Consider the following 12,122-nt stretch of genomic DNA (forward strand, 5'->3'; position numbering starts at 1 on the left):
TGAATTGTCGGGTTGTTTATTTTTTTGATCTTACACCAGTATATGGTGAAGTGATACGCCAATCGAACCTCTTTTATCTGCTCAATGCTGCATAGTATACGGTCTATTCTTACGGGCCAGAGGGGTACGTACCTGTTGCTCACAGTTACCCTTGTACTGGTGTGTGCAACGGGCGTTCGTGCTCAAACACCAGCCCGTCGTGGACGGACAACGCCAGCAACGCAACGTACACCCGAACAAATAAAGGCGGCGGCTGAAGCAGCCAAAGCAACGGCCGACTCGATCAAAGCCATTGCTCAGGAACGTTTGGACAGTTTGCGGGCCGTGAAAAACGCGTCGCGCCGCCCCTCAGTACGGTGGACAGACCGCTACGCTACCCGCTTCTCGGACCGGAACCCCCGCTCACCGTATTTACTCCGTGACCCCAGGTCGCTGAACACCGATTTCAGGATGTTGCCAGACCGTACAGTAACGGTCACCGAACGCATCACGCCCCGGCCAGGTGTGGCGACTCCGTCGGTGGTAAACCCGAGCGTAATTACTGCGCCGGGAGCCAGCACGCTGGGTACGTCGGCACCGGCGGTGGCGGGCCCTGTCAGTCAGACTGGCGCCCCTCGCAGCAACGGATTGATCTACCGGCCCGGCGAAAATGTGCCTTATTCGGAGTACAACCGCTTGCAGAATGAGCGGATCGAAGACCGTCTGTTTCGCGAAAACTCGGCCCGCCGCGATGGGCAAAGTGCCGTTAGCGGGCGTGGTTTGATTCCCAAACTGGAAGTGCCGCCCGTTTTTGACCGAATTTTTGGAGGCAACAACATCGATTTTAAACCCAACGGCTTCGTCACGCTCGATCTGGGTTATCTGCATCAGTTCATCGATAACCCCGCCGTTCCGGTTCGGCTGCGGCGACAGGGTAACCTGATTTTCAACGAGCAGATCAGCATCAACTTCAACGGTCAGATCGGAGAACGGCTGGGCGTGTTGGCCAACTTCGATACTAAAGCCAGCTTTAATTTCGAGAACGCGCTGAAAGTAAACTACCGGCCACAAGGCCTTATCCCGGGCCTGGGTGCCAATGGCCTACCCAACTTGCCGCAGGTGCCGGGCCTGCCGAACCTACCTGCCTTTGGTAGCCGGCTGAGTAACCCGCAATTGCCTTTCACGCCGCAGAACGAGAGTATTCTGCAAAATGTCGAGGTGGGTAACCTGACCTGGAACCTGAACAGCCAACTGATTCCGGGGGTGCAAAACCTGTTTGGTCTGAAACTGCAAACGCGGTTTGGTAAGCTGAACGCCACGACGGTCCTGTCGCAGCAGCGGTCGAAAAAACAGGAGATTGTGCTGCGGGGTGGTACGCTCAACCGGCCCTTCGAGATTCGCGCTGACCAGTACGACGAGAACCGCCACTTCTTTCTGTCGCAATTTTTTCGGAGCAACTATGAGCGGTCACTCAAGAGCCTGCCCAACATTACGTCGGGGGTAACGGTGACGCGTCTGGAAGTGTACGTCACCAACCGCACCAACACCACCGACCAACTTCGGAACGTGGTGGGCTTCTCAGACCTGGCCGAGCCTGCGCCGTTTAACCGGGGTAACCCAAATATACAGACGGCCGTTGCGCCCGGCTCGCCCGCCGACAACGCGGCCAACACGCTCTTTGCCCGGCTGAAAGCATCGGCCCCGCTGCGGAATGCCGACCAGACGCCCGATGTGCTCACAGGTACCTTTGGCCTGCAGCGCGGCACCGACTACGATATGCTGCGGGGGGCCAAACGCCTCACCGACCGCGAGTACCGATTTGAACCGCAGCTTGGCTATATCTCGCTGATTACACCGCTTCGGAATGACGAAGTACTGGCCGTTTCTTATGAATATACCTATCAGGGTCGACGGTATCAGGTGGGTGAACTTACCGAAGACTACCAAAGTCAGGGGGAGGATAAGGTGCTGTACCTGAAGTTGTTGAAATCGACCACGATTCGCAATAACTTACAGAATCCGATGTGGAATCTGATGATGAAGAACGTGTATTCGCTGAATACAACGGCACTGTCACGGCAGGGTTTCCAGATGCGGATCGTGTATAAAGACGACGTATCGGGTATTGATAATCCTAATTTACAGGATAGTAAACTAGCCAACATTCCGCTGGTGCAGGTCTTCGAAGTCGATAAGCTGAACGCGCAGCTAGACCCGCAGCCCGATGGTAACTTTGACTATATCGAAGGCATCACCGTCGACAGCCGGAACGGAAAAATCATTTTCCCGGTGCTGGAGCCGTTTGGGCCATTCCTGCGGAATAAACTGCAAGACCCCATCTTCGAGTCGAAATACGTCTTTGAAGAACTGTACCGCACTACGCTGGCCGATGCGCAGCAAATTGCCGTTAAAAACAAGTTCTTTATTCGCGGTAGTTTTCAATCGGGACAGGGGCAGGGCATCGATTTGCCCTATGGCGTAAAGGAACAGTCAGTACAGGTATCGGCGGGTGGTGTGCCGCTGGTGGCGGGGCAGGATTACGTGGTAGAAGGGCAGCGGGTACGGATCCTGAACGAGAGTATCTCGAATTCGGGTCGCGAAATTCGCATCAGCTTCGAAACGCCTGACTTGTTCCAGAATCAGATTCGCACGCTGGTGGGTGCCCGACTCGATTACCGACTGACGCCCGAGATCAACGTCGGAATGACGGCCATGAACATGCGCGAAACGCCGTCGGGCTTCCTGACGCGGGTAGCTATTGGCAATGAGCCGGTGAACAACACCATGCTCGGCTTCGATATAAACCTGCGCAAAGATTCGCCGGGGCTCACCCGCTTCCTCGACCGCCTGCCATTCATTCAAACCAAGGAACTGTCGGCGGTGCAATTTACCGGCGAAGTCGCCGAGTTTATTCCGGGTGTATCGCCTCGCGCCAACAACAATGCCTTCATCGACGACTTCGAGGCCACCCGCACCATTTTCGATCTGACCCGGCAACCCACACGCTGGCGCATAGGCTCTACCCCGCAGGAGTTTCCGCAGGGCAGCGCAGGCAATGTGCTGGAGTATGGATACCGCCGCGCCCGCACATCGGTATATAGTGTAGACCAGACTCTGTACCTGCCCGACGCAACGGGTGGCGTGGGTAGTAACCTCACCCAGAACGACCTGTCGAATGTATATGAGCGGTACTTTCTGCCCAACGTGCTGTTTCCCGGCCGGTCACCCCGACAGATTCAGCAGCCGGAGAATATCCTCGATGTTGCTTATTTCCCCAGCGAACGGGGGATTTACAACTACAACCCGAACCTGAACAATGACGGAACACTGCCTAATCCCCGCCAGAATTTTGGGGCTGTAACGCGGGCCGTCTCGTCAGACAACGATTTCGACAACGCCAACATCGAGAACATCGTTTTCTGGATGATGGACCCCTTTGTGCAGGGCGAAAATGGGAAGGTGCGCGGCAATCCCGATAACTCACAGAACTTCCCGAACTCGACGGGCGGCATTCTGCACTTCAACCTCGGCGACGTGTCGGAGGATGTGATCAAAGACGGCCGGTTCAACTTCGAGAATGGTATTCCCATCGATACCACCAACTCGCGGCTAGGTGGGCGGCTGGCCGACACCCCTTGGGGGAAAGCACCTACGCAGCAGTTTGTGACCAATGCCTTTACCAATCAGGAAGGGGCCCGGCAAAAGCAGGATATCGGTCTCGATGGCCTGAACAACAACGAAGAGCAAGCCAAGTTCAAGCCGTATCTGGATGCCGTGCGGGCGCGGGTGACTAATCAGGAGGCCCTGCGGCAAATCGAGAGCGACCCCTCGAATGACGATTTCCGGTATTACCTGGGGGCCCAGGCCGACTCGGCCAGGTACGTGGTGGCGCGGTACAAATCGTTTATGGGCATGGAAGGCAACTCGCCCGAAACGGCCAACGACCTGAACAACTTCACCTCGCCTGCCTCGTCGATTTTGCCCGATATTGAGGATTTGAATTCGGACAATACCATCAACGAGCAGGAAGCCTACTACGACTACAGCATCGATCTGCGGCCCGGCCGGCTGGCAGTCGGCAATGGCTACATCATTGATAAAGTAAACGCCGAGGGCGTCGATTGGTACCTGTTCCGAATTCCGGTGCGGAATTTTACGAACAAGGTCGGTAACATCAACGGCTTCAAGTCGATCCGGTTCTTCCGGATGTACCTGACCGATTTTGCGCAGCCGGTGGTGCTTCGCTTTGCCCAGTTGCAGATGGAAGCCAACCAGTATCGTCGCTACGCTGGTGACCTCACGCAGCGCGGATTGCAGGACGTACCTGAGCCTTATGATGCTCAGTTTAAGGTGTCGGCGGTAAACGTGGAAGAAAACAACCAGGTGTCGGCCGAAAAGTATGTGTACGACGTACCGCCCGGCTTCATCCGTGATGTCGACTATACGCAACCGAACAACAACGTACAGCTCAATGAGCAGTCGATGGCGCTGAGCGTGACTAACCTGCGCGATGGTGATTCGCGCGGGGCGTTTCGCAATACGAATTTCGACTTCGTGAACCGCGACCGGCTGAACATGTTCATTCACATGCACAACCCGCAGGATGAAGATGGACAGGTAGGCGCGTTTCTGCGGATCGGTACTGACTACACCGAGAACTACTACGAAATTGAAATTCCGGGCTTGAAATCAACGCGCCGCGGCCCGGTCACCGTCGACGAGATCTGGCCGTCGCAGAATGAACTTGATCTGGCGTTTAGTGAACTGACTGACCTGAAAGCGGCACGAAACAAGCAACTGTCTCGCCGAACGGGCCTGCCATTCACGCAGCCCTCAGCCAATCAGCGGTATAACCTGACCATTGTGGGTAACCCTGATCTGAGTTCGGTGCAGAGCATCATGATCGGGGTACGTAACCCCAAATCGTCCGATGAGCAGTCGAAGACCTTTACCATTTGGGTGGATGAACTGCGGGCTACGGGTATCAACCAGCAATCGGGTCGGGCGGCTATCGGAGCGTTGAATCTGCGCCTGGCCGATCTGGCTACCATTACGGCATCGGGACGATATTCAAGCTTTGGTTTTGGGGGTGTACAGACCAAGCCAACGGAACGTACCCGCGAAGAAGCGACGGAGTTTGGCCTGACTGCCGCGCTTTCGCTTGACAAGTTTTTGCCGGAGAAGTGGGGTTTGAAAATTCCGTTCTACGCCAACTACGACTCCCGTTTGGCCACGCCGCAATTCGACCCGCTTGATCCCGATATGCCGTTGGAAAAGTCGATTGCCAGTCTGCCCGAAGGAAACCCGATCAGCCCGTCGGAGTACCGGCGGCTGGTGCAGGACATGACCACGCGCCGGGGTATCAACTTCTCGAACGTGCGCAAAATTCGGGTCGATCCGAACGGGAAAGCGCATTTCTGGGATATTGAAAACTTCGGATTCAACTACGCCTTCAACGACATCCGACGCTCCAACATCCTGACGGGTGAGTATATTCAGGAGCAGTACCGGGGGGGCATCACGTATAATTTCACCAGCCAGCCCAAGCCGTTCGAGCCGTTCCGGAACGTACCTGGTCTGGAACGCAAATACCTGTACTGGCTGAAAGATTTTAACCTGACACTGCTGCCAACGATCGTGTCGATCCGCGCCGACATTGACCGCAGCTACATCAAAACGCAGCTCCGCAACGCCGACCTGAGCACCAACGGTATTTCGCCGCAGTTCGAGAAATACTTTTTCTTCAACCGCTATTACGACCTCACCTGGAACCTGACCAAGAACCTGGTTGTGTCATACCGGGCTGCCGCCAACGCCATTATCGATGAACCGTATGGCGAGATCAACACGCCGTACCAACGCGATTCGATCTGGCGCAGCCTGCAGAATCTGGGGCGGATGAAGAACTACCAGCAGGAGATCAAAACGACCTACCGGATTCCGTTCGACAAGTTTCCGATCGTGAACTGGGTGCAGGGCGACCTGACCTACAACATTGGCTATCAGTTCACGGCCAACTCGTTCGGGATCAAAGATTCGCTGTTTGTGCCGTTCGGTAACACGATCCGCAACAACCGCGAGGTGGGCATTGTGGGCCGGGTCGATCTGGTGCTGCTCTACAACAAGATTCGCACGCTCCGCTGGGCCAACACGCCTTCGCCGCCCCGCCTGAATTTTGCCCGGAACCCCGGTAGTATCCAGGAGATCAACCCCGGCGGCAATCAACTGCTGAAGAGCTTTGTGCGGGCGTTAATGACCGTGCGCGGCATCAACGTGTCGTATAACGTACAGGAAAATACCATTTTGCCGGGCTTCCTGCCAACGCCCGGCCTGTTCGGGCTTGACAATTTTGGCGCGCCGGGGCTACCGTTTGTGCTGGGCGATCAGAATGGCGACATTGCCCGACGAGCTGCGCGGGCGGGCTGGCTGTCGCCGAGTACAGTGCAGAACGCGCCCTTTACGCAGGCAGTTACCAAGCGCTTCCTGGCCAGCACTACGCTTGAGCCTTTCCGCGATTTCCGGATCAACGTAACGGCCAACTACAACCGGTCAGACAACTACCAGGAGTTTTACCGGCCGGCTATTTCGGGGGCGGGTTTTAGCAGTCAGGCACCCATCCGGAATGGCAGCTACAGCATGTCGTACTTCTCATTCGGCACCACGTTCGAGCGCCTGCGGGTGGATAACACATCGCCGATTTTCGACAAGTTCGAGGCCTATCGTGATATCCTGCAACAACGCCTGAACGCCGATAACCCCGTTGCCCGCGATAACCCGAACGGCTACAACAAGAACTCGCAGGACGTGCTGATTCCGGCATTCTTCGCGGCTTACAGCGGCTCGAATCCGTGGTCGGTGAAGTACTCGCCGTTTTACAACCTGCCGTTCCCGAACTGGGATCTGAACTACAGCGGTCTGAACAAAGTGAAGCCCTTTAGCAAGGTGTTTACGTCGTTTAACCTCGTGCATCGCTACACCTCGACCTATAGCGTCGGTAACTTCGTTTCGTCGTTGAGCTACGAGGCGCAGTTCGTGAACCTGGCGGTAAACGATTACAACATTGCCCGGCAGCTAAACGAAAACGGTCAGTTTATCCCGATTTTCGTGATGAGCACTATGAGCATGAGCGAGCGCTTTGGCCCATTCATCGGGATTCGGTTTCAGACGAAAAACCGGTTGAGCGGCTCGCTGGAATACAACCGCTCGCGCGATGCGGCCCTGAACCTGACCAACGCACAGGTAGCGGAGGTGAACACCAAAGACGTAACGGCTTCGCTGGGCTTCACCAAGCAAAACGTGCGGTTACCCTTCCGTGTGAATGGGGCCATTAAGCGCCTGAAAAACGACCTGACCTTCAACTGCGCCCTGACCCTGCGCGACACCCGCACCATTCAGCGCAAACTCGAAGCTGAGCAGATCATTACGGCGGGTAACGTCAATTTCCAGGTACGTCCCCAGCTCAGTTATGTGGTGAACCGCCGCCTGAACGTGAATTTCTACTTCGACCGCACGTTTAATGACCCGTTGGTGAGCAACAGCTTCATCCGGGCCACCACCTCGGGCGGTGTGCAGGTACGTTTCAATCTGGCGGAGTAAGGGGGCGTTTTAGTTAGTAGTTACGCTATATCTCCAAGATATGGCGTAACTACTAAATAAAAGAGGACTCGTCGTTCGAATAAGGTGCCTTTCGCCAGCCAAAGCAATACGGATGATTCGGTATATATCAGGCATTTTTATGTTTTTCGCCCTGCTTTCTTGTGATAAGGGTGAAGAGCAGCGCGTACAGATTCTATCTGTCGACAGCAGCTTTACGGTCATAAAGCAAACGGCTCCGGTCTTGGCTGATAGTTGTGTCCCTAGCTGTTGGCCACGGGTTTTTGAGAGGGAAACCGATAGTAAACCTTACAGGGTTTTTATTGTGTCATTAACAATACCGGGTGAGATTGACTGGTTTTCTAGCCACGATTTTGCAAGACGAATTACAGATTCGTTGTCATACCCACTTTTGATGTACCTAAGAACGCTGGCTGCCCGAGAACTATTGCCAGCAGGAACAAGTGGTGATATCTCAAAACGGCTTCAGTATGATGTTGTTGATCAGCTGCTTAGCAGGAGAATGGATTCCGTTAAGGATGTGGGTTATCTACAGGTGTCGCAGGTCATTGTTGATGCAAAAAACCGTCGGGGCATGTACATCATCCAACAAACAGGCACTGGTTATGTAGAATTGCTCGTGCAAATTCGATGGGTAAATGGTCGCTGGCAATTTGTAAGAGAAGACCGAATGAGTATTTCATAAATGAACATCAATGTCCAGGCATGTCCCAACTGAGCTACATGGTGAGCGATTTGCTATCCTGTAAATCAATTACCTTGCTGCCATGAAAAGAGGTATACTGCTCTTGTTTGTGTTGGCCGGGCTCTTCCTGGCGGGTCGGTGGGTGTGGCTACGGTCTTCGTCGCCGCTGGCTATCGCTGAGCAATTGACGGGCCTCGCTATCCCCGCCGATGCGGTGGTGGTCAGCTTCCGAAATGATCGGTCGGTGCCGATTGGTGGGGGAGTCACGTGTGGCGAACTGTCGGTGAGCCATCAGCAGGTGCGGGCGTTGCTCAGGCAGGCCGAAGCTGCCGGGTACGTGTCGAACCGGGGCGCGGGGCAGCCCAATTTGCTGGCGGTGATGAAGCAGGAGGGCTGTTGCCAGAACTCCGACATTCAGTTCGGCACGGTGCCGGGGCGCTATAAGCTGATGAAGGAAACCAAGTCGGAGTCGGCCTACGCGCTGATCGATTCGCTACACCGGAGCGTCTACTTTTTCAGCGCCGTGAGCCAGTAATCAGGATTGACCGATAATCTTTAGCAGCTACCCGGCTGAAACTGGTTATCGGGCCAACTCTTGGGGATTCGGCCCGACAACCAGTTTCAGGATGGAATCCGTTTCAGGTTGATGTTCTCGATGGGGCGTAGTACCAGCGGTACTTTTTCGACCTTCACCGAGCTGCTGTCCAGACCAAACCACCGGTCTTCGGGTGTTGTGAAGCGTTTGATGAAGAAATAGGTGTTCATCGTTAGCCGCTCGCCAAAGGGAAGTTTGTTCTCGAAGGAGAGGAATTTTTCCAGCACCACAAAGCGGAAGTCGCCAATAACATTCTGCCGGTTCAACGACTCGTAGCGACTGGTGATGTCCACCTCTTTGTTGCGAACCATGTCTTCGATCACTTTCCGGAAGAAGAGGTTCACCCGCTGCCCCACGCGGAAGCCGAGCCGAAACGTCACTTTGTAGCAATCGTCGGTAGCAATGGTATTCACTTTATACTCCATCGTGTACGGGTCGTCGGTCACCTCAATATGCACAAACCAGTAGATATCGGCGCGTTTCGGCCGTTTCTGAAAGATGGAATAGATAATCTTCGACTCAATCTCTGACTGCCGCGCGGCATTGCTCATAAACACCAGGTGCGTGGCGTATTTAGGCATCGAGATATCACGGCTCAACTCCTTGATCGACTCTAGGTAATGATCGATGCGCACGTATTCGGTGAGGCGGAGTTTGATCTTGAAGGCCCGTAACCAGACATACATGACGCTGGCTAAGGCCAGGGCAATAAGTACCGATACCCAGCCACCGTGTGGGAACTTAACTAGGTTAGCCACCAGAAAGGCGCCCTCAATAGCCAGATAAACGGTCAGAAACAGCACAACGCCCCAGGCCGCATATCGTTTTACGTAGAGGTAGTAGGTCATCAGCAGCGTCGTCATCAGCATGGTGAGCGTGATGGCCAAGCCATAGGCCGCTTCCATATTGGCCGACTCCCGGAAGTAGAGCACGACACCCACGCAGCCACCCCACAAGAGCAGATTAATGCTGGGTACGTAGAGTTGCCCTTTGTGGGCCGTGGGGTAACGCAGCCGAACCCGGGGCCAGAAGTTAAGCCGAATAGCTTCGCTGATCAGGGTGAATGAGCCTGTAATCAGCGCCTGACTGGCAATAACGGTGGCGGCGGTAGCAATGCCCACACCGATCGTGACAAACCAGTCGGGCATCAACTCATAAAAGGGAATGCGTTTGTTCAGCGTCTGTCCTTCAATACTTAATAGCCAGGCACCCTGACCGAAGTAGTTGATCAGCAGACAGATTTTCACAAACACCCAGCTTACCCGAATGTTGCCCCGGCCGCAGTGACCCATATCGGAGTATAGGGCCTCGGCACCCGTTGTACACAGAAACACGGAGCCCAGCAACCAGAAGCCGCCCGGATACTGATAGAGCAGCCAGTAGGCATAATAGGGGTTAAGCGCTGATAGAATGCCGGGGGCATGTACCAGTTGGCCAAGGCCCAGTACGGCCAGCATCGTGAACCAGACGAGCATGATGGGGCCGAAGGCGGTACCAACGGCACTGGTACCAAACCCCTGCACCAGAAACAGGAGCGTCAAGATGCCGATTACGATCGGTACCGTCGGGATATCGGGGTACAGGAGCTGCAGCCCTTCAATAGCCGATGATACGGATATAGGGGGCGTAATGATGCCATCCGCCAGGAGGGCGCTTCCACCCAGAATGGCCGGAATAGCCAGCCAGGGACCATGCCGTCGAATAAGGGCGTAGAGAGCAAAAATGCCGCCCTCGCCCCGGTTGTCGGCCCGCAGAATCAGGATCACATATTTGACCGATGTTTGGAGAGTCAATGTCCAGAAAACGCAGGAGAGTGCTCCCCGGATAACTTCGGCGTTAACTACGCTGTCGCCGATGATGGCGCGTAAGGTGTAGAGCGGTGAGGTGCCAATATCACCGTAAATTATACCCAGGGCTACCAAGAGGCCCGCCGCTGTAACGGTATCTAACTGTTTCTTATGTTCCATACAAAAGCCCCTAACCTGATTAACAACCATAGGGGCTTAGTGAAACACAAAGGTAAGGCTGGCTGGGCTTCATAGCCACGAGTCGAGGCTTAATTTAAAGTCAGTATTAATTATAAGTCAGTTAAAACCATGTTGCCGCCCCTTACACCACCGCCCTCGTGCGGCGCCCGAATCGGGCTAGCTGGGCGTTTAATAGCGCACTACCCGGTTTCTCTATGAGTACATGTAGCCCGTAGGCTAGTCCGACCATAAACAGCGTTATCAGCGCGAGTAGCAGGTAGGGGGGCAGCGCGTTGTTGATCCGTTGGAAGAGGATATAGCCAATGTTATGGTGAACCAGATAAAGTGGGTACGTTAAAGCCCCCGCCCAATACAACCATGGCCGTTGCCGGAGGGCAACCCGGCGGGTACTGATCAGCCAGAACAAGCCATAAAACAGGCTAACTACGCTGCCAATAACGGATAATGAAAAGGCTGTCTGGTAATACGTACTATGGTGGTGTTGCGCATTGCTGAACTCCGTCTGCAGGGTTAATCCCCAGCAGACAAGTAGCAACCCATACAGCAACCACCGGTTGGCGAGCTGCTTCTGAAGTAATAGAAAGCACATGCCGCTTATGAACAGAGGACCGTAATCAGGCATCAGGTAGCTGCTGAGGGGGAGCTTGTAAACGAGCGAAAGGGCGGCGTAAGCTACCCATCCCACCAGCAGCAGGGGGAGGTGGCGCTGTAAACCGAACAGCAGCACCAGAAAAATGATCAGGTAAAACCGTAGCTCGTAGGTCAACGTCCAGTAAATCCCGTCGATGGATTGGACATGCAGGAATTCATGAAACATGGTCATGTTCACCACATACTGACGGGGACTGACGTCCAGGTACACTGACCAGCCTATGCTGTTTTTTGCCGGACCGAAGAAATAGACGACAAGGAACGTAGCGGTGCAGGCAACCCAAAACGCCGGATAAAGCCGGACAATCCGTGACAGCACAAAGTCGCGCGCCGTTTTTGAATAAGCGGAAAGCAACACCACGTACCCACTGATGATGAAAAATAATTCGACGCCTAAATACCCATATTTCGTAACAGACTCCAGCCCTGCATACCGGACCGGGCTGAAGTGGTCGGCCGCGTAGCCGCGAAAGGTGAAATGAAACAGCAATACTGAGAATGCCGCCAGAAAGCGAAGCAGGTCAAGTTCACTATAACGATTGGCAGGTGGTTGCGTGGGTAATGCTTCCATTCAATAGGTGGCTAGACGCAGAGGTCCATTTGACTGGCG

Annotated in this window: 5 protein-coding genes; 3 read left to right on the plus strand and 2 right to left on the minus strand. The window is 54.5% G+C overall.

Annotated features, from left to right (window positions below; translation table 11 throughout):
* Nucleotides 1-84 precede the first annotated feature (84 nt).
* The 3 genes from sov (at nucleotide 85) to F7231_RS22950 (ending at nucleotide 8,813) form a co-directional block, all read left to right on the plus strand.
* On the plus strand, nucleotides 85-7,575 hold the full coding sequence (gene sov, locus F7231_RS22940; RefSeq protein WP_166693697.1) for a T9SS outer membrane translocon Sov/SprA: 7,491 nt from the start codon (nucleotides 85-87) through the stop codon (nucleotides 7,573-7,575).
* Between the two features lie 139 nt (nucleotides 7,576-7,714).
* Nucleotides 7,715-8,278 (plus strand): hypothetical protein, encoded by a 564-nt coding sequence (locus F7231_RS22945; RefSeq protein WP_166693698.1) that lies wholly within the window; start codon nucleotides 7,715-7,717, stop codon nucleotides 8,276-8,278.
* Nucleotides 8,279-8,360: 82 nt separating this feature from the next.
* A complete protein-coding gene (locus tag F7231_RS22950) occupies nucleotides 8,361-8,813 on the plus strand; it encodes a hypothetical protein (protein WP_166693699.1) in 453 nt (150 codons plus the stop codon).
* Nucleotides 8,814-8,899: 86 nt separating this feature from the next.
* Here the strand turns inward: F7231_RS22950 and F7231_RS22955 are convergent, their stop codons facing one another.
* Both F7231_RS22955 and F7231_RS22960 read right to left on the minus strand, forming a co-directional pair.
* Complete coding sequence (locus F7231_RS22955; RefSeq protein ID WP_166693700.1) at nucleotides 8,900-10,840, minus strand: KUP/HAK/KT family potassium transporter; 1,941 nt, start codon at nucleotides 10,838-10,840, stop codon at nucleotides 8,900-8,902.
* A 142-nt stretch (nucleotides 10,841-10,982) separates the two neighbouring features.
* Nucleotides 10,983-12,083, minus strand: a complete 1,101-nt coding sequence (locus F7231_RS22960) for an acyltransferase family protein (protein WP_166693701.1) — start codon at nucleotides 12,081-12,083, stop codon at nucleotides 10,983-10,985.
* Nucleotides 12,084-12,122: the final 39 nt, after the last annotated feature.

The organism is Fibrivirga algicola (assembly GCF_011742925.1).
In the GTDB taxonomy this organism is placed as follows: Bacteria; Bacteroidota; Bacteroidia; order Cytophagales; family Spirosomataceae; genus Fibrella; species Fibrella algicola.

Excerpts from the sequence above, each read along its gene's own strand:
- F7231_RS22950 (WP_166693699.1), top strand. The coding sequence starts at position 8,361 with ATGAAAAGAGGTATACTGCTCTTGTTTGTGTTGGCCGGGCTCTTCCTG.
- F7231_RS22945 (WP_166693698.1), top strand. The coding sequence starts at position 7,715 with ATGTTTTTCGCCCTGCTTTCTTGTGATAAGGGTGAAGAGCAGCGCGTA.
- F7231_RS22955 (WP_166693700.1), bottom strand. The coding sequence starts at position 10,840 with ATGGAACATAAGAAACAGTTAGATACCGTTACAGCGGCGGGCCTCTTG.
- sov (WP_166693697.1), top strand. The coding sequence starts at position 85 with ATGCTGCATAGTATACGGTCTATTCTTACGGGCCAGAGGGGTACGTAC.
- F7231_RS22960 (WP_166693701.1), bottom strand. The coding sequence starts at position 12,083 with ATGGAAGCATTACCCACGCAACCACCTGCCAATCGTTATAGTGAACTT.